Source organism: Spirosoma spitsbergense DSM 19989 (assembly GCF_000374085.1).
Taxonomy (GTDB): Bacteria; Bacteroidota; Bacteroidia; order Cytophagales; family Spirosomataceae; genus Spirosoma; species Spirosoma spitsbergense.
The window spans coordinates 1-18869 of the sequence record NZ_KB893559.1 but is presented as its reverse complement, the minus strand read 5'-3'; the positions used below and the strand labels follow the sequence as shown (position 1 = coordinate 18869).

Annotated in this window: 18 protein-coding genes; 11 read left to right on the top strand and 7 right to left on the bottom strand. The window is 52.7% G+C overall.

Annotated features, from left to right (window positions below; translation table 11 throughout):
* Nucleotides 1-131: 131 nt before the first annotated feature.
* The 4 genes from atpA to B157_RS0120035 all read left to right on the top strand — a co-directional run bounded on the left by atpA (nucleotide 132) and on the right by B157_RS0120035 (nucleotide 3957).
* Nucleotides 132-1706 carry a F0F1 ATP synthase subunit alpha gene (atpA, locus tag B157_RS0120050; RefSeq protein ID WP_020605092.1) on the top strand — a complete coding sequence of 525 codons (1575 nt, stop codon included), beginning with the start codon at nucleotides 132-134 and terminating at the stop codon, nucleotides 1704-1706.
* Between the two features lie 110 nt (nucleotides 1707-1816).
* Nucleotides 1817-2707, top strand: a complete 891-nt coding sequence (atpG, locus tag B157_RS0120045; protein WP_020605091.1) for an ATP synthase F1 subunit gamma — start codon at nucleotides 1817-1819, stop codon at nucleotides 2705-2707.
* A 274-nt stretch (nucleotides 2708-2981) separates the two neighbouring features.
* Entirely contained in the window at nucleotides 2982-3551 is a 570-nt protein-coding gene (locus B157_RS0120040) for a DUF4136 domain-containing protein (protein WP_026308826.1), read from the top strand.
* 100 nt (nucleotides 3552-3651) lie between these two features.
* Nucleotides 3652-3957, top strand: coding sequence for a hypothetical protein (locus tag B157_RS0120035; RefSeq protein WP_026308825.1), 306 nt, complete (start codon nucleotides 3652-3654; stop codon nucleotides 3955-3957).
* 26 nt (nucleotides 3958-3983) lie between these two features.
* Here B157_RS0120035 and B157_RS0120030 read toward each other — a convergent pair whose 3' ends face one another.
* Nucleotides 3984-5360 carry a M23 family metallopeptidase gene (locus tag B157_RS0120030; RefSeq protein WP_020605088.1) on the bottom strand — a complete coding sequence of 459 codons (1377 nt, stop codon included), beginning with the start codon at nucleotides 5358-5360 and terminating at the stop codon, nucleotides 3984-3986.
* Between the two features lie 14 nt (nucleotides 5361-5374).
* On the bottom strand, nucleotides 5375-5968 hold the full coding sequence (locus B157_RS0120025; RefSeq protein WP_157618514.1) for a TMEM175 family protein: 594 nt from the start codon (nucleotides 5966-5968) through the stop codon (nucleotides 5375-5377).
* A gap of 476 nt (nucleotides 5969-6444) precedes the next feature.
* On the opposite strand from B157_RS0120025, the gene B157_RS0120020 reads away from it, so the two are divergent.
* On the top strand, nucleotides 6445-7371 hold the full coding sequence (locus B157_RS0120020) for a hypothetical protein (RefSeq protein ID WP_020605086.1): 927 nt from the start codon (nucleotides 6445-6447) through the stop codon (nucleotides 7369-7371).
* Between the two features lie 83 nt (nucleotides 7372-7454).
* Here the strand turns inward: B157_RS0120020 and B157_RS0120015 are convergent, their stop codons facing one another.
* From B157_RS0120015 to B157_RS0119975, 4 genes are all read right to left on the bottom strand, one after another.
* Nucleotides 7455-8249 carry a 3-keto-disaccharide hydrolase gene (locus B157_RS0120015; RefSeq protein ID WP_020605085.1) on the bottom strand — a complete coding sequence of 265 codons (795 nt, stop codon included), beginning with the start codon at nucleotides 8247-8249 and terminating at the stop codon, nucleotides 7455-7457.
* 235 nt (nucleotides 8250-8484) lie between these two features.
* Nucleotides 8485-9858, bottom strand: a complete 1374-nt coding sequence (locus B157_RS0120010) for a Gfo/Idh/MocA family protein (RefSeq protein WP_020605084.1) — start codon at nucleotides 9856-9858, stop codon at nucleotides 8485-8487.
* 1100 nt (nucleotides 9859-10958) lie between these two features.
* A complete protein-coding gene (locus B157_RS0119990) occupies nucleotides 10959-11816 on the bottom strand; it encodes an outer membrane beta-barrel protein (RefSeq protein ID WP_020605081.1) in 858 nt (285 codons plus the stop codon).
* A 596-nt stretch (nucleotides 11817-12412) separates the two neighbouring features.
* On the bottom strand, nucleotides 12413-13816 hold the full coding sequence (locus B157_RS0119975; protein ID WP_020605078.1) for a four-carbon acid sugar kinase family protein: 1404 nt from the start codon (nucleotides 13814-13816) through the stop codon (nucleotides 12413-12415).
* Nucleotides 13817-13973: 157 nt separating this feature from the next.
* On the opposite strand from B157_RS0119975, the gene denD reads away from it, so the two are divergent.
* Nucleotides 13974-14927, top strand: coding sequence for a D-erythronate dehydrogenase (denD, locus tag B157_RS0119970; RefSeq protein ID WP_026308823.1), 954 nt, complete (start codon nucleotides 13974-13976; stop codon nucleotides 14925-14927).
* Nucleotides 14927-16387, top strand: coding sequence for a GntP family permease (locus tag B157_RS0119965; RefSeq protein ID WP_020605076.1), 1461 nt, complete (start codon nucleotides 14927-14929; stop codon nucleotides 16385-16387). The genes denD and B157_RS0119965 overlap by 1 nt, the downstream gene beginning before the upstream one ends.
* A 246-nt stretch (nucleotides 16388-16633) precedes the next feature.
* On the opposite strand, the gene B157_RS0119960 is transcribed toward B157_RS0119965, so the two are convergent.
* Nucleotides 16634-17239, bottom strand: coding sequence for a hypothetical protein (locus B157_RS0119960; RefSeq protein ID WP_020605075.1), 606 nt, complete (start codon nucleotides 17237-17239; stop codon nucleotides 16634-16636).
* Nucleotides 17240-17383: 144 nt separating this feature from the next.
* Between B157_RS0119960 and B157_RS38415 the strand changes: the two genes are divergently transcribed.
* The 4 genes from B157_RS38415 to B157_RS0119940 all read left to right on the top strand — a co-directional run bounded on the left by B157_RS38415 (nucleotide 17384) and on the right by B157_RS0119940 (nucleotide 18629).
* On the top strand, nucleotides 17384-17533 hold the full coding sequence (locus tag B157_RS38415) for a hypothetical protein (RefSeq protein ID WP_020605074.1): 150 nt from the start codon (nucleotides 17384-17386) through the stop codon (nucleotides 17531-17533).
* Between the two features lie 52 nt (nucleotides 17534-17585).
* Nucleotides 17586-17717, top strand: coding sequence for a hypothetical protein (locus tag B157_RS40125; protein ID WP_281168492.1), 132 nt, complete (start codon nucleotides 17586-17588; stop codon nucleotides 17715-17717).
* Nucleotides 17718-17752: 35 nt separating this feature from the next.
* Nucleotides 17753-17926 (top strand): hypothetical protein, encoded by a 174-nt coding sequence (locus B157_RS38410; protein ID WP_020605073.1) that lies wholly within the window; start codon nucleotides 17753-17755, stop codon nucleotides 17924-17926.
* A gap of 313 nt (nucleotides 17927-18239) precedes the next feature.
* Complete coding sequence (locus B157_RS0119940) at nucleotides 18240-18629, top strand: COG4705 family protein (protein WP_020605072.1); 390 nt, start codon at nucleotides 18240-18242, stop codon at nucleotides 18627-18629.
* Nucleotides 18630-18869 lie beyond the last annotated feature (240 nt).

The following is an 18869-nucleotide window of genomic DNA, read 5'->3' as shown; positions in this document are numbered from 1 at the left end:
TGTATATGACCAGCAACTGATATTGGAAAAGTCTACTATTCAGCCACTAATTCTGCGTTTTGTCGCACTTTTGTCAAGTTTTCATCGTACCTTTGCGCCCGAAAAATCAACATTAAAATTTCATTATACATATGGAATCCGTAAGACCCGACGAGATATCAGCTATCCTCCGCCAGCAACTGGCGGGAACACAAACCGAAGCTGAACTCGAAGAAGTCGGTACGGTGCTGCAAATCGGCGATGGCGTAGCGCGTATCTACGGCCTCTCGAAGGTGCAGGCCGGCGAATTGCTATCGTTCGAAAATGGGCTTCAGGCTATGGCACTGAACCTTGAAGAAGATAACGTTGGAGCAGTATTGCTTGGCGATTACTCTGAAATCAAAGAGGGCGACATCGTAAAACGCACCGACCAGATTGCCTACGTTAACGTGGGTGATGGTATTCTGGGTCGGGTGGTTAACACCCTCGGCCTGCCAATTGATGGCATGGGGCCCATTCAGGGAGAATTGTTCCGGATGCCGCTGGAGCGGAAAGCGCCCGGCGTAATCTATCGCCAGCCGGTAACGGAACCCCTTCAAACCGGTATCAAAGCGATTGACGCCATGATCCCCATCGGGCGTGGTCAGCGTGAGTTGATCATCGGTGACCGGCAGACGGGTAAAACCGCCGTGGCTATCGACACAATCATTAACCAGAAAGAGTTTTTCGACAAGGGTGAGCCTGTATTCTGTATCTACGTTGCCTGCGGTCAGAAAGCATCGACCGTGAAGCAGGTGGAGCAAACCCTGCGCAAGGCCGGTGCCATGGACTACACGGTTGTTGTAGCAGCCAGTGCCTCTGATCCATCGCCGATGCAGTTCTTTGCCCCGTTCACGGGCGCAGCCATTGGTGAGTACTTCCGCGACACAGGCCGTCCGGCGCTGGTTGTGTACGATGATCTGTCTAAGCAGGCAGTAGCTTACCGGGAGGTGTCCCTGCTGCTGCGTCGGCCACCGGGTCGTGAAGCGTATCCGGGCGACGTCTTCTACCTGCACAGCCGTTTGCTGGAGCGGGCTGCCAAAATCAGCCAGAACGACGAAATTGCCCAAAACATGAACGATCTGCCCCCGTCTCTAATCGGTAAGGTGAAAGGGGGTGGTTCATTAACGGCGCTGCCCATCATTGAAACGCAGGCAGGTGACGTATCGGCTTATATCCCGACCAACGTAATCTCGATTACGGATGGCCAGATCTTTCTGGAGTCGAACCTGTTCAACGCTGGTATCCGTCCCGCTATCAACGTGGGTATCTCGGTATCGCGCGTGGGTGGTAATGCCCAGATTAAATCCATGAAGAAAGTGGCGGGTACGCTCAAACTGGACCAGGCTCAGTTCCGCGAACTGGAGGCCTTCGCCAAGTTTGGCTCTGACCTCGATGCGTCGACCAAGCTGACTATCGAACGGGGTCGGCGGAACCAGGAGATGTTGAAGCAGCCGCAGTATTCGCCGGTTCCGGTCGAACAGCAGGTGGCTATCATCTACGCGTCTACGAACGGGTTACTCGATAAGGTGCCGGTTAATAAGGTAAAAGAATTTGAAACGGAGTTTTCGATGATGCTGAGTGCTCAGCACCCACAGGTGCTGGCCGAGTTGCGCGCCGGTAAACTAACCGATGACGGTACGGCCACTCTGAAGAAAGTAGCCGCTGATCTGTCCGCTAAATATTAGTTCTCAGGAGTATCAGGAGCGAGTAGTGAGGAGTGAGAGCCATTCGGCGGTAATACCGTCGGCGGTAGCCCTCCTCGCTCCTCGCTCCTCACTCCTAATACTTCACACAAATGGCCTCATTAAAAGAAGTACGTGCCCGGATTGCCTCCATCAACTCGACTCAGCAGATTACCAAAGCCATGAAAATGGTGGCGGCCGCCAAGTTGCGCCGGGCACAGGATAACATTACCCAGTTACGGCCTTATGCGCAAAAGCTACGGCAGATGCTTGGAACCGTTTCTGCCGGGGCAGAAGTAGCCTCCGAAAGCCTATATAAGCAAGAGCGTGCTGTGCAGCGTGCTCTGCTCATCGTGGTTACCTCCGACCGGGGTCTCTGTGGTGCTTTCAACACGAACGCGGTGAAAGGTGCGTTGGCATTGATCGAAGAAAAGTATGCGTCGCAGGCCCGTTCGGGCAATGTAGAAATAATGGCCATTGGTAAGAAAGGAGGAGAGGCCTTTAACCGTCGTGGCTTTAAGGTCAATACAGCGCACGTCGATGTCTTCGGTACGCTGAATTTTGCGGCCGTGCGGGCAGCGGCTGAAGAAGCAATGGAAGGGTTCGTTGCGGGTCGCTACGATGTAGTCGAGGTGATCTATAATGAATTCCGAAATGCAGCGGTACAAATTGTACGGACCGAGCAGATGTTGCCCATCGTGGCCACGAAAGCCCCCGCTGGCAGTGTTCCGGCGGTAGCAACCAACTATATCTTTGAGCCATCGGAAGAAGAGATCGTTACGGAACTGATCCCGAAAACAATAAAGATTCAATTGTACAAAGCCGTGCTGGATTCAAACGCATCGGAACACGGTGCCCGGATGACAGCCATGGACAAGGCGACTGAAAATGCGGGTGAATTGCTGAAAGAACTTCGGCTGGTCTACAACCGAACCCGTCAAGCCGCAATTACAACCGAAATTCTCGAAATTGTGGGTGGTGCTGAGGCACTGGCCAGTGCCTAGATTGACCAGGTATCCTGTAAAAAAGAAGCCACCGCTCAGCTGAGCGGTGGCTTCTTTTTTATCTCGTTCCTATAGGGGAACCTCGTTCTGTTAAAAAACCTTAATGGCGTACTTTTGTGTTGATAATCAGTAGTTTGTACTACGCTGTCAGCTAGCTGCTTACACAGCGTTCAGGAACGAATAGGGGGTGTTTTTAGTTATTAACGTACAATATACGAATGGTCATTTTCCATCGTTTATTAATCAATTCGAAAACGTTAATGACTCAAAATACATGAAAATCAACCACATAATCACCAGTTTGTTCGTCGCCGGTACGCTGGCGTCCTGCGCTCCGGCCATTACGGTCAAGTACGACTATGATCCGAAAGTAAACGTACGGCAGTTTTCGACCTATCGCATCGAAGCCGATCGACAACGCAACGCCGATCCCATTGTGGGTAGCAACCTGAATCAGCGCCGGATTGCGGACGCACTCGACCTGTCGCTCAAAGAGCGTGGCTACAAGCCCGTAACGCAGGGGGAAGCGGATCTGGTCGTTCGGTTCTTTATGGACTCGAAAGACAAACAGCAGATTCAGTCAAACAATATGTATTCGCCTTATTCGTGGTGGTACGGGGGGATGAACAATGGCGTCTACTCCCGGCAATATGAAGAAAACCGCGTTGTTATCAATGTAATAGATGCCCGTACCAACGACATTGTCTGGCAGGGTTGGGCAACGGGTCAGATCAATAATAAGAACAAAGAACGGGATCGGGATCAGGCCTTCCGCGAAACAGTGGCGGCCATCATGAAGCAGTTCCCTGAAAGTGCCGGCCAGGATTACGGTGCGGCCCGCTAAAAGGAATCTGGCCTGTAAAATAAAAAAACCTGCTTTCGTGTGAAAGCAGGTTTTTTTATGGGCCTACCTTTTTGTTACTTTGCCTACAGTAATCTAACCCATGTCAACTATAAATCGAGGTATTGTCTATACGCTAATGATAGCGGTATTCGTACTGCTATTGGGTATAACTGCATTGCTGGGTGTGGCTTATAACCGTCATCAGCGGCTGGAGGACGTTACGATTGATTTACAACGAAACCTGACGCAGCAGGAACATACCATTGTGGAATTGCAGGAAAAACTGGAAGACTGCGACACGCTTCAGGCCATCGCCCCGGTCGATCATTCCTGGGATATTCAACCGTCCTCAGCTCAATCCGGTAAGAAGCCCGTCCATGCGGCTTCCTCCACCGACAAGTGGTGAGCGACCTCTATCGGAAAATCGGCAGGCTACTTTACTGAACCCGTCTCTGATGCCCTGTCGGCGGCTTCGTTTACCGATAACCAGCCCGTTTGTCCCCCGTTGCCGCGTACCAGTTGAAAAGAACCAGTGGTGGCCAGTACATCTACCTTTGTTCCTGTCGGTAATGTTTTTATGGTAGCAGCCCGGCTGGTAGCCTCATCCAGCAGCGTACCGGTGTCGACAAGGATCAACTTTCTGAGCGGACGTTTTACCGGCTCCACGGTCTGGCTGGCTACATAACCAATCAGACCATCGGGCAACTCGACCCGTAGCCAGGTTTCCGTTCCACCCATCGTGGTCAGCGCCGTCGCTTTAGGCAGGTTCCGCAATACAGAACTTTTACTACTCGGGGAGAGCCGGATAGGCGTGGTGGCCGTAGCTACCCGTATTGAATCGCCCAGTCGCGATGCTGGCAACAAAGGCTGCCGGGCTGGCCCACGCCCCAGCCGGATAAATGGCAGCGGATTGACAGCCCCTCCGCCAAAATCGTAAATGCCGTAATGAAGGTGCGGTCCCGTAGTGCGGGCATTGCCTGTGTTCCCGATAAAGCCAACCGTATCGCCAACGGTTACCCGCTGACCATTCGTTACGTTCCAGCGGTCGAGGTGGGCGTAATAGATACGGACATTATGCTCATTATCCGTCACAAAGGCCACATTACCGCCCAATCTGTTCGTCCCAACGCCCGAAACCACCCCAGACGCTGACGCTATAGCCGGGGTCCCTCTAGGGGCAAAAATATCTACGCCTTCGTGCTTACGACGGCCGCCATCGCGGTTTGCGCCAAAGTAACTGTCGATTTGTTTGCTGGTCTTGCCCTGTACCGGAAAAGCCAGCGCGGGTTCGCGGGTAATGTCGATGGTGTAACTGCCGCTGCGTAATAATTCGGGCTGGATACGAATGAGGTACGTCTGGTTTTTGCGGGGTTCCCAGGTGAGCACGTTCGTATCGGCTTTGGCCGTGGCAACCAAACTGATTCGGTTACGATCTTCCAGCACAAAAACGTCAATAAAAACCTGAATGGCCTTCTGTCCCTGCGTCTCCACTTTTACCAGTAAACGGTCTCCCCGCTGTGCTTCCAGCCGATAACCAGCGGCAAATACCTTGCTGGCCGAAAAATAGCCACTCTCCCGATAAGGGACTGAAAGGGTCAGCGAGTCGCGGGTGGCCCGTTCGCCAGCTGCCAGCCAGTCGGAGCCGAGGGCTGTCTGGTCGAGTTTTGCTGTCTTCAGCGACTGACTATACTGTTCGTGCGGGGAGTTGGGCCGGAACAGGTTAGCCGTTGGGCCAAAACCTGTACAGGCACTGAACCATCCAGCGACTAAACCAATCAAAAGAAAACGGGCGGAATAACGAAAAACCATAATGATACACTAGTCTAAACTACTTTGTCCCGGTGAAACTTTAGACGGGATAAGTGAAAAACCATAACCAAACCAGTCAAAATGCCCAGAAATGGTACAAAAAAACTCAGCACCGCAGCTAATGCGTAGACCGATGTGCTGATGATAAGATTAGTCCGGACCGAATCGACAAGGACATCGGCCGCCGGGCGTTTGAGCAGTCGGTAATTATCGGTGGAATAAGTCCACATCCGAAGTAATGTCCAGGATATGCCCGAAAACAGGGCCATATACAGGATGGACGAAATACGATGGGCCGGGGTATTTATATAATCGGCCATCAGGGACGTAGTGAAGGGGACAATACTGACCAGCAGCAGCAACAACCCGTTGTAAAACATAAACGGGACATCGCTTCGCTGGATAACATTATACATCCGATGGTGATTGAGCCATATGATAAAAATGGTGGTAAAACTGACAAAGTAAGCGATGTAGCTGGGCCATTGGTGCAGCAGGGACATGGCCAGTGTATAGCTGGAAGCCGCATCGCCCGGACTGGGCGACTTTAACTGAAAGGTAAGCAGGGTAATATCAATCGCAAAAACGCCGTCGCTGAACGTTTCCATACGCACAGTGCCGTTTTCCTGAGAATCTGTCATTCATATACGAGAGTACCTGTTTAAAACGGCTGCACCGTCAAATAGTTATAAATGCCTTACCGAATGGCTCGTGTTGTAAAGTGCCAGGAAATTATTTGATTCAGATAGTAGATTGTCGATTCTAAAATGAAATACAACAGATGAGTTTGCAGCAGTTGCCAAACTCAGGGTCGCCCGTGCAGTGAAGACCTGACAGGAGCGCATCAATGACCGTCCCCCGCAAGAACCGGCGCCGGAGCGATTGAACTATTTTACCCCCAACGAACACATTAAATCAACCCTTTCAACCTCAATTATAATAGTATCACACTTGAATCTGCGATCTAAGTGTGATACTATTACAAAACCAAAACGCACCTCCACGTGGATTTTGCTATCCCATAAATGACTCGGTTTTCGATTTTTTTTACCTTTACGCATCAATTGGTTTAGCATTTTAGTGTATGGGAGTCGCTCAAGAGATCTGGCAAGCCTTCATCAGGGCTCATCCCGAAGTCACCAGCGGCCAGCTCTCGCTGGAGGAGGTGAATCGGAAAATGGCCGCCTTCACCCAGGCGCGCAATCAGCAGCCTCATCCTGATTTTGAGGGGCTTTCCCCGGAGCAAATGCATACCTTGCTACATGATCCCTGGGGAACGGGGTCGGTCCTACATCTACGGGATGATCAGACAGATTCGCTGCTGGATCAGATTCCTTTCTTTGTCTTGATGGAGAGCCTGTACCAGCACTTACGCACGGACTCCCTCATCAAACTCACCCCGAAAGGAAACTTGCCGCTGGCTCTCTGCCGAAGCCTCTATGAGCGGAAGCTTTTGGTACAAGACGACATCGAACGGGGAATTACCAAAAAGATCTGTGAGGACAACGTGCGCTTTCTTCAGGCGTTGAAAGCCTGTCTGTCGCTGAGTCCCTACGTCAAAAAACGACAGAATGCGTTCTCCTTAACGAAATTGGGTCAACAGGCTCTGAGCAAGGAGCGAGCGGTACACGTTCGGCAGGTGCTCCAGGAGTATACCCTGCGCTTCAACTGGGCTTATCTGGATGACACCCCTACCGATGCCGGGCATTTTGGCTGGGCTTATTCGCTCTATCTGGTTCATCGCTACGGAACCCAGTGGCGGGACACCGATTTTTATGCGACTAAATTACTAACGGCCTTTCCTCACCTGCGAGAGCCGATTGCATTGGGCCGATTACCAGGTTACTCACTCGAATTTGAACGGGTGTACCGGTGGCGGTTTGTAGAGCAGTTTGCCAGCTGGTTTGGTCTAATCGAACGGCGAAAAGAGCACCAGTCTGGTTTTTATGATGCCCCGCTGCTCCTGCGAAAAACACCGCTTTTGGACCAACTCTTCCACTTTACAGTATAGGCCCTCCTGCATCATCTCAGGAGAGTGGCTGCCGTTGCCGCTTAACAAGGGTTACTCCAGCCATTTTTATAGCACCTAAAGGCTTAGTTAAGCTTTTTTAGCCAGATATTCCGTACCGAAACTTTGGTAGTGGCTTCGATTTCAATGCCAATCTGGCCTGTCTGATTGTTGGAAGAAGTTGGATCATCGTCGATCATAACGGCCATCAGTTGACCATTCAAAATATGAATGAAGGTGCCACCCCGGGCAATCACGGTATATTGGTTCCAGTCATTGGGTTTAATATGCTGGCTTGCCAGGGTATCCCGGTCGCCAATAATGCCCATCAGGCGCTTTCGCTGATTACCAAATCCTTCGACCACCTGTCCCCGCCAGGCCAGAATTCGCATGGGCGTGTTTTCGGAGTAAAATTGTCCGGTCCACGGCTGACTGGGCCAGAAATCGGCCTGGGGGCCCGTCATCATCCAGTTCAGATTGACCGGGCCTACGTTGGCGGTCACTTTTGGCGAAATGGGTGCCAGCCAGGGAAGCCCTGTCCGGCTTCGGTACTGCATACCGCTGCCGCCGTCGCCTTCTACTTTAATTTCAAATTTTAAGGTAAAATCTTTGGCTTCCATACCCCGATACGCGATATAGCTGTTGCCACTCGGATTTTCGGGCGTCGATTCACCTACGATAACCCCATTCTCAACGCGCCAGAATTTGGGATTTCCGTCCCATTGCTTGAGGTCTTTTCCGTTGAATAGCGATACGTATCCCTGGTGGTCGTTGAAATCAATGGGGTCTGGTTGAGTAAATGGGCTAACCCTCCTGGGCGGGGGTGTGGTGGAAGTTGGTTGTTGAGCCAGTGTGGTGCTGATTGGTACCAACAGTAGCAATGTATGTAAAAGGCTTGATAACCAACGTGTTTTCCTGATTTGTATAGTGCAGGTTTCAAATTTGCAGACCATAAGAAGTAGGTTAAAATGCCACTAGTATTCTGTTTGATGGGTCAAGGTATCCAATTTCCCTGCTTTCCCGGATTGAGCGATGTGCTTTTCCAAAGCTGCGCTCTTCAACTAAAGAGTTGAATTTGTCTACCTGGAAGCTCCCTCAAGTTTTTTTAAGAAAGCCCTATACGCCCTTCACTTCCCAACCCTTACGGTAAGCACGACGCAGGTACTTATCAGCCGCCGGATAGTTGGAAAACTTCATCTGGGCGGAATCCCATTTCAGCAGTTGGCCCGGTACCCGTATCGCCACGGTACCCAGCAAAACGGCCTCTGTCATCGGACCCGACTGAGCAAAATGAGATTCTGTTTTTTCACCGCCCAGGCAGGCATCCACAAAATGATGGTAATGGTTTCGCTCTTCTAACACAGGGGTATTATACGCTTTCACGTTACCCGTCGGGATTATCACGGGCATCTTTTGATGGGGAATCAGCAACGCACCTTCGGTACCAACCAGCATGGCCGATTCGGCCGGGTATTCCCCCTGGGTAAATAAATCCCTGATTTCCTGGGGCGGATAAAACTCCCCGTCGAACCACTCTACCGGTAAGGTACCGGACTCGGTTAGTTCGTTTCCCGGAAATACCCAGCTTATATGATTGCCTTGTGGCCACGTATCGGCCCGGCGTTCGGTAGACTCTTTCCATGATTTTTGTACTTCGGCCTGTACCGACAGCGGAGCTTTCATGCCCAGGCCTTTCCAGACGGCGTCAAAAATATGGCAGCCAATATCCCCCGACCAGCCCGTACCGAAGTCCTGCCAGGTGCGCCAGATGGCAGGATGATAGATATCGGGTGCATAGGGCCGGACAGGAGCAGTGCCAATCCACTGATCCCAGTGCAAATGCGCCGGAACCTCCTGACCCTGAGCCGGGCGAGGCCCCACGAGCCTATACTTTGCCACCGCTCCGGGTCGGTTCGAACATAAATAGGCATGCGTTACTTTACCGATAATACCCTGCCTGATCCATTGTACGGCGGTTCTGTCGCCAAGGGTAGCAGCTACCTGTGTACCTAGTTGCGTGGTTACGCCAGCTTTCACGGCCGCTTTGGTAAGCTCCCGCACTTCGGCCACATCATGGCACATTGGTTTTTGACAGTACACATGCTTTTTAAGCCGGATAGCCTGATAAGCAATGGGAAAGTGATTGTGATCGGGCACGGTTACATTTACCGAATCAATGGCGTTCGCTTCTACCCGGAGCATTTCCCGCCAGTCGGTATACGTCCGGGCGCCGGGTACGAGCTCGGCTGCCCGTTTCAGGTTATTTTCGTCCACGTCGCAGAGAGCCACAATGTCTACCTTCGGGTGTTTTTTAAACTGGTTCAGGTCTCCCCATCCCATACCGCCTACGCCGATACAAGCATGCCTGAGTTTGGAGGCAGAGCCAGAAGCCTGTGCTGATGCACTTAGTAAGAGCGGAGCAGCCATTGCGGCCGTGGCTGCCTTCACCAGAAATTCGCGACGGGAATCTTGACCAGCTTTGTTTTTCATTGAACTACAAGGTTTAGGTAAATCGATAACAGACGTTTTACCATAAAGGAAAAGCTCCCGGCTTTATCCTTGCCCTGTTCTGATAATCAGTGAATTTTGGTTTTTTAGACATCGCCTAAAGCTAGTCCCTTATGCTAACGTAGTTGCTGGATAGTATTTCCGAAGAATGGCGGGCTACGTGTTTTAAGTTGGTGCAGGAATACGATACCTAATCCCAACGGCGCGTGTTGGAGGTATTGCGGTTGCCAGGATTGTAAGCCAATCAATCCGTTGAATTGTACTCCTGGGTTCGGCGGAGTCCGCTACTAAAAACTACCGTTGTTAGCCTGCCAACCAAGGCCATCAAGGAATAGAAACTACGTAAAATGAGTTCATGGTGCGACCGCCGATTTAGGTTAACGGGTTCCGGGCGATGTATCACTCTGGGGAAAATTCCTCGCCTTCATGCGAAGACTGCTCAGGCGACCCTGTTTAACTTTTTGCCCATGAGCCTGGAAAGCCATACTATTCTATCGAAGGGCTTCGTGCATGGCTTTACAAGCATCGACTCCCTTTGGCCGGCTTCAGCCGAAACCATATCTATCTGCTTTGAGCCGATAGTAGTTTAATTGATTGAACGAAATTACGAGGTTATATAGGTAGCCTATCCGTTTCAGAATTGGCCAGCTTCTGCTTTATCACCTTTACTGTGTCTGTTTCCCCCGGCTCATAACTACCCGCCCGGCCCAGGACAAAACCTGCGCAGAATCCAGGTAGCAACCACATAATCATCAGAATAAGCCGGCGATCTCTGACTGCAAGTTTAGTTCTTCAGTGCAAATAGCAGGAATCTTGCCACCTTTATTGCGCTCAAACATCTCCTCGAGTTCCCCGGAACAATTACTTGGAAACGGTGTATCACCTATGATCAGGCCCGTAACTAAACTGGCATTGTTTACCTTCATAGCACCGCCTTGGATTGGGCAAAAGCGCCCGAACATTCTTTTCGATGGCCACATGCGAACGCACAACGAAACCCGGACCAGCGGCCGCTCTACGCGTCTCCTTACCAAAAGAGGCCGCCTTCGTTGGAAGGCGGCCTCTTTTATGTACAAAACAGATTAGAAACGGAAGCCCAGGTTCACCGCGATAAGGCGACGCTTGGTATCCGCGCCTTCGAATACGTTCTGTAAACCGTAGTTGTATACCGCATCGAGCGTTAGTGGCCCGAGGTTGACACCCGCACCAAGTAAGCCACCCAGGATAGTTCGGCGGATATCATCGTTATTAATGCCAAACTTGTTGTTTGGGTGGCGTATTAACGCTGACAACTCGGCACCTGCCTGTAAGCGAAGACCAAGGGCGCTACCGATACGCACACCGACGAAGGCAGGAATGGCCACAAATTGCTGATCTATCTGGCCCCGTATTTCACCTGCCGGCTGTGTGCTTTGGCCAGTGCCGTTTCGTACTAAATTCGAGGTGGAAGTACGATACTCCACACCCAGTTGGCCAAAGATGGTACCCGCTGACCGGCCGTAAATACCAACCTGATAACCCGCCCGGAACGCACCATCAGGAATGGGTTCGTTGACGAAGCGCGAGAAGTTCACCCCGGCATAAACACCGAATTTTCCGTCTTTACCCCAGGCCCGGTCATTGGCTTTGCCCGTGCTAACATCACCAGTGGTAGAGGGGGTGTTGTTGCTCGTCGTCGTTGTGGTGGTCGTCGTCGTGCCATATGATGGCGAAGCCATGCTGTTGGTTGTGGTGCCCATGCTGTTTGTTTTGCCGGTACCCATCGTAGCATTGCTGTTAGACATACCCGATGCAGTTGAACTGTCGGTAGTGGTGGTTGGCGTTGTGCCGTACGCAGTGCTCGTCGTGGTAGTTGACGATGAATTGGTGGTAGTCTGGGCAGTTGCCAGACCAGCACCCAGCAGATAGACTGCCAGTAGTGAAACCTGAGTTTTGATCATTTTTTGTTTTTTCGTTGAGTTGCACAAAAAAAAGTTGTAATCGAGATTACACCCCCCTTAACAGGGTAATGGCCAACAATGTTTTTAACCATTCTGATTTTCGGTTATAATATGATCCATATGGCAAAAATGCACTACTAGAATTTGACGCCAACGCTGGCGCTCGCGATCCGGCGCTGCGACCCGTCAAAGCCCGTTCCGCTAACTGCATTACTGAAACCACAGTGGTACGTCAGATCGAGAAATGCCGGCCCCGCATCAAAGCCCATACGGCTCACGGACCGCATCGGCTGCGTGTACATGACGGGTAATCCTAACAATTCCAGCGCATTGATCCTGAATCGGTTTCAACCCATAAGGTAAAGCCGGCACGCGGCACGCTGATCGCGTGCCGGCCGGCAAGTGGGTGCTACTGGTAGCGCAGGTAGTTACTTTACCGCAGTCGGCGCAGGTGTAACCCGTATCGGGCATTGGCCAGAACGGTAGCCACGGCCTGCTGGGTTATTGCCGGTGAGAAACCCGCCTGATAACGCTTGATCCGTAAGAGTGCAGCATAATAGCGCCCCGGAGCCACCCAGCAGCCCGGTGCCAGGGTTTTACTGATTCATTGTCCGGCACACCTCGGCCAGTGCCGTTTCGTCGCCAACGTTGCCCGGAAACACCACGTAGCAGATGCCCGGAAACTTACTGTTGGCATCCATCTGCCAGACTGGTACGCCGGGAATGACGGCCCCTAGTACCTCCGCTTTTTCGGCCGAAAGGCCCCCGGTGGCCAGGTCACTGGATGTGATGCCGCCTTTGGCGACGATGAATTTGGGCCGGATGGTTAGCCCGCTTAAGATGCTGACGAGGAAGTCAGATACCTGCGCGTTGATCGTCAGGCTACCGGCCGCATCGGCACCCACTTCCTGTTTGCGGCTGGTGTGAATCACCACGTTTTCGCCATCAGCCAGCCAGGTATCTACCTGCTGGCTGATGGTAGCGGCCTGTCCAGCCCGGTCGTTGGTGTTCAGCAGTTCGCCAACGTTCACCTCTATACTTTTCCCGGTTCCCGTAGTCAGCAGCCAGTTGAGCTGACCCGTAGTTTTGGGTACGTGGGAGCCCACCACAACGAGGTAACCCGTTACCGGCCCGGTATTTTCTGTCGGGGGGATAAAAAGCTGACCGGAAAGCATCCCGGCGCGGATGGGTACCAGCGTGGCTGAACTACGATACAGAAATAATTTCCCCGCCTTTTCTGCCTGCATAAGCCCCATAACCACGACCTCCAGATCGCGGTAACTGGCCGCATTGACCACGCAGACCGAACCCGGAGAACAGGCCATCAACGTTTCGCTGACCGCCTTCGGGCCACCAATTCGAATGGTTTCCAGTGAAATTGACTGCACATCGCTGGCCCGAACCCGCCCGCCCGTTTTTTCCTCGACCCACTGCTTCAGATTCGCATGCCGGTAGCCAAACACCACGTCGCGGGCAAAGGGCGTTTCCGACACCGGCACCAGCACCTCGTTCTCAACCAGATAATGCACATCGCCGATCGTATAGCGCGCCCCTTCAAGAAAGGCGGGCACCAGCACCACAACGGCATCTGGCCGGTTCAGTGTTTGGGCAATGGCGTCCACCTCCGCCGGAAAATGCCCCCGCAGGGTAGAATCGCTGCGGCTGATCACGACAAGCTCCCGGCCGCTGGCAATGGCCGCTTCGTTCAGGTTACGGCCAACTTCCCGCGTCAGGGCCACCGCTTCCGGCTCCGGCAGGCTGCGCGAGTTGGTCAGGATGAACAGGATAGCCGGTTTCTTTTTCAGTTCGTCGGTAATAAGCGCCACCCGCCAGTTGGTCAGCACGGTTACGTCCTGGCAGGTCTGGGTTCCGGTTGGGTCATCATCAAGAACTACAATGGTTTTGTTACTGCGAATAAATTCCTGGCGAATGGAAGCCAGCAGGTCTTCTGCGTAGTCGGAGGGTAACTGACCCATTTTCTGGGTAACGTTCACGTACATGGGCGTGTAAACTATCGTCGGGAATGAGTAAATAAGCGCTATTCGAGTCTATTGGTTCTGGAGTCCCGATCCTGTTTCTTTCAATCAGGACGTCACAGGGCCATTTGAGGTAAGAGAACCGATACAGACCTGCCTACTTATGGCGGGATTTACGACTATGCAAGTAATCATTACGGGGGGAGCGGGTTTTCTGGGCCAGCGACTGGCCAAAGCCCTGCTGAACAGTTCGATAGCGTTTGATGAACTCCTGCTGGTAGACCAGGTAATGCCGTCCCGTCCGGGTCAGGATGAGCGGGTGACCTGCCAAGAAGCAGACCTCTCGACAGCGGGGACGGCTCAACAGCTCATTACGGCCCGGACCGGACTTATTTTCCATCTGGCCGCCATCGTGAGCAGCCAGGCCGAGAAAGAGTTTGATCTGGGCTGGGCGGTGAATCTGGACGTTACCCGGCAACTGCTGGAAGCCTGCCGCCACCAGCACCCGGGCATTCGGTTCGTGTTTGCCAGTTCCCTGGCCGTCTACGGTGGTACGCTGCCCGCCGTGGTCGATGATACTACCGCCGTTACACCCCGCTCGTCGTATGGCACCCAGAAAGCCATGGGCGAACTGCTGGTCAATGACTACAGCCGTAAAAACTTCGTTGATGGACGGGTGCTGCGCCTGCCCACCGTCTGCGTTCGACCCGGTCGACCGAATCAGGCGGCTTCCTCCTTCGTGAGCAGCATTATCCGGGAGCCGCTCCGGGGTGAGCCAGCCATTTGCCCCGTGTCGCCAGACCTGGCACTGTGGCTGTCGAGCCCGGATACCATTATCCGGAATATTCTTAAAGCAGCTACACTACCCGGCTCCGACTTCGGCGGCTGGCGCACCATAAACCTGCCGGGTGTTAGCGTCACGGTGCAGCAGATGCTGGACTCCCTCGAACGGATTGCCGGAAAAGAAGCGCGGGACCGTGTTCGGTTCAACCCCGACCCGGCGATTGATGCCATTGTCAGCAGCTGGCCGGGCGTTATTGACAATAGCCGGGCGTTGCAGTTTGGTTTCGGGATCGATGGTCAGTTCGATCAGTTCATTACCCAATTCATTGCCGATAACCACAAAACTGCCTGATGCCCCACCTGTCTGTTCCTATCCTTGGGCTTGCCGTTGCCGTTTTTGTGCTTATTCTCCTGGTTTTACGCACCAGAGTGCACCCGCTGATTGCCATGATCACGGCGGCCTGTATAGCCGGGCTAACGGGTGGCCTGTCGGTAAACGCAACCCTCGACGCCATTACCAAAGGGTTCGGGGCTACGCTTGGCACCATCGGTATCATTATCGGGCTGGGAGTTATGATGGGCCGGATTCTGGAAGTGTCGGGGGCCGCCGAGCAGATCGCCTATTCGTTCATCAACTGGCTGGGTGCCCGCAAAGAAGCGTGGGCGCTGGCCATGACCGGTTATTTCGTCAGCATCCCTATCTTCGCCGACTCCGCCTTTGTTATTCTATTTCCCGTTGCCAAAGCACTATCCAAAAAAAGCCACCGCCCCGTGGTGACAATGGGCGTTGCTCTGGCTGGGGGTCTGGTCGTTACGCATACGATGGTGCCGCCCACCCCCGGTCCGCTGGGGGTAGCGGGCCTGTTTGGCGTGGATGTGGGTGCCATGATGGTGATGGGCATGCTGTTAGCGATCCCCTGCACCATTGCGTTCGTACTCTATGCCCAGTGGCTCGGCAAAAAGCATCCTGGCTCTTCCGCCGAAACGCCCACCGACGAACCCCTCAAAGCAATCGAGGACACCTACATCACTGAAAAGGCCGCCCGCCCTCTGCCGACGTTAACGCGCTCGCTGGCGCCCATCGTAGTACCTATTCTGCTGATTTTCACCAAAGCCCTGCTTACCTTATTCCCGCTGGCAGCAAGTGCTGATGGATCAATATGGTACGGATTATTGCAGGTGATTCTATTTGTTGGAACCCCTATCATTGCTCTTTGCATCAGCACCTTACTGGCCGTTTACACCCTTGTTCCTTACCTCGACCGGCATCAGACCTCGGCGCGACTGGAAGAAGGACTCCAATCGGCAGGCATTATTCTGATGGTAACGGGGGCGGGCGGGGCGCTGGGCTTTGTGGTTCGGGAAACGGGCACGGGCACCCAACTGGCGGCCCAAATTGCCCGGCTTCCGTTTTCGCCCCTCATGATTCCATTTCTGGTAGCTACCGTTATCCGGCTGATTCAGGGCTCCGGCACGGTAGCCATGATTACGGCGGCCTCCATCACCGCCCCTATTCTTACAAAGGTGCCGGGCATGAATATGCTGTTTGCGGCTCAGTCCGCCGTAATGGGATCGATGTTTTTCAGTTATTTCAACGACAGTCTTTTCTGGGTGGTCAATCGCATGATGGGCATTGTGGCGGTGAACCAGCAGATCATGACCTGGTCCGTTCCCACCAGTATTTCCTGGGCAGTGGGGGGCATACTGATCGCCCTGATTAATCTGACCTTCGGCTCCGGCGGTTCACTGCTTGACCCCCTGATTCCATTGGTCGGTCTGGCTCTGATTTTTCTGGTACTACGCCGAAAGTAAATGCTCGCTTTTTTATTGATTAACGTGAATGGCCCCGGTCCTGTAGGGGCAAAATAAGTCCTGATCTAATCCCCTATTCACGTTAAACAGGCGTCTATACTGATGAATATCATTACCAGGGCTGTCATTTCTGAAAAAAGGCAGCCCCGGTGATAAACCAGCCCCTCCGCTCCGTCTGGGGCTGAGGGGCTGGACTAAGCTTTGGCTTTGGGATGGACCTTCCGCTTACTATGGGCTCACCGAGCCTTACTGCTTCACAAGCCTGACCGTCTGGTGCTGGCTTTCGGTGCTCACCCGCAGGTAATACTGGCTCGCACTGGTGCCAATCGGTACCCAGAACCGGTCGGCACCCGTCGCTACCCGATGGCTCTGGGTGCTCACCGGGTAGCCCTGCCCATCACTGACCCGCAGCTGCACCGTCTGCCCGGGCACCCCCTGCACTTCCACCCACACCTGAGCCTGGCTGACAGGGTTGCCCAGCACCACCACCCGCAGGGGTGTTGCCTCAGGGGCCGCCTGCCGGGTACCGGCACTCCCGCAGGCCTGTAGCCAGGCGTAGCTGAAACTGGCTTCACCGACCGTGCCCTGCTGACTGGCTTTCAGGGTGATGAGTGGATTGTCGGTGTACAGGTTCAGACTATACGGACCCGGCTGAGTAGTGGGTGCTAGCTCATTGACCACCGAGAAGCTCACCGGCTGGCCCGTCAGGCCCGCGTACCGGGGGGTAAAGCTTACCCGGCGCTGGCCATTGCTGACCACCACGCAACTGAGCGTCTGCACCCCCGTGATGGCAAAGCTCGTTGAGGGCGGGGGACTCACCGTCTGCGAACTGGCCGCACTGACCGTCAGCACAAAGCCCGTGCTGGCCGACAGATTGCCCGGATCGGTAGCCTGGAGGGTGATGGCCGGGTTGTCAATGTAGAGCTGACGGGCCAGCTGGCACCAGCTCAGGCGGGGGCTTCGGCCCTACTGAGAACCAACACGAAAGACGAACTGATGCTGGCCTACGCCAACCAGGTGCTGGCGCAGGTAGCCGGGCAGCGGGACCAGAAAGAAGCGGCCCAGACGTACTACAAAAAAGTCATCGAGATGGCCGAGTACTCCCTGCTGCGCGACGAAGCCGAAGCGTATCTGGCGGCTAACTAACTTGGTTTAATCTATTTTTAATCAATCACTTACCAACAAAAGCAACTGCCCCGTGTTTTTACATCAGGGCGCAAATTCACTCACAAAAAGAGACCCAACGACGATGAAAAAGACACTAATTATGGTCGGCATTGCCCTGGCGTTTATGACCATCACGTCCAATGCGCAGGCGCAGGATGGATGAAGTAGAAAGCGGCCGTTGCTGAAGCCAAAACGCAGGTGACTGCCGATAAGGCCAATATGAAAATGAACAAGGCAGCCCGCAAAGCCGATAAAATGACCGGTGACAAATCCGCCCTTAAAGCAGACCGGAAGGCAATGGTGAAAGGCGAAGGTAAACTACTGAAAGACCAGGCTAAAAAAGAGGTGAAAGTGGTTAAAGAGAAATTTTGACCCGGCTAGCGCAGACAGCATTGGGAGACAGTATCCTGACGACGCTGAAAGTTCGCTCGATGATTGGTCTAATCCCAGTGATGGTTGTGGTCAATGTCAAGATGGCTTCGTTTAATCATAGCGATTAGTGAAGTTCAAATTTCTGCCAGAGAACTGTCATTACTTTTGTTAAACGCCCCCTTCGTTTGACACGTCAAACGAAGGGGGCGTTACCGTTAGCTCCTGTCAAACCCGGTGCGCCGGAGTAATTCGACACGAGCCGTACTAGCCAACCTGCAACAAAGAAAACTTAATAATTAAATGAGATTATATTATGGAAAAGCAATTAATAAATAGAGTAGCCAGTTTAGGTGTATTGTTTTGGATTATCAAAATATTTTCAACGACAGTGGGTGAAACAGCGGCTGACTATGTTTCGATAAACTTGAAATTTGGTTTAACAAATACGGCAATTTTAATGGGTGTAATTACCATTTTAGTTACTGTTTGGAATTTTAGACAAAAAAAGTATTTTCCCCCTTCCTATTGGTCATTAATTGTGATGATGAGCATTGAAGGGACTTTGTTAACTGATCTCTTAGTTGAAAAATTAAATGTTTCTTTACTGACTTTAGACGTAGTTTTTACTATCGCGATGGGGCTTCTATTTTTCTTTTGGTATAAGAAAGAAAATAGGGTGCATTTCAAAAGTACCCGCAAATAGTTACATTGTATAATCTGTACCCCTTTTCTGTGCACTACTATGACTCGTGAAGAACTCCATGCGCTGATTGACGCTCAATACGACCAACTAGACGCCATTCAGCNACAGCCAACCTTTCTCGCCTTCGAACAACAGTTTACCCAGGTTTGGACTGCATTAGGCCAACAAGTACTCCAGGCTAGTGTGGGCCAGCCACCGGCTAACCCACGAAAAAAAACGGTTGTCAAACCCGATTTGGCT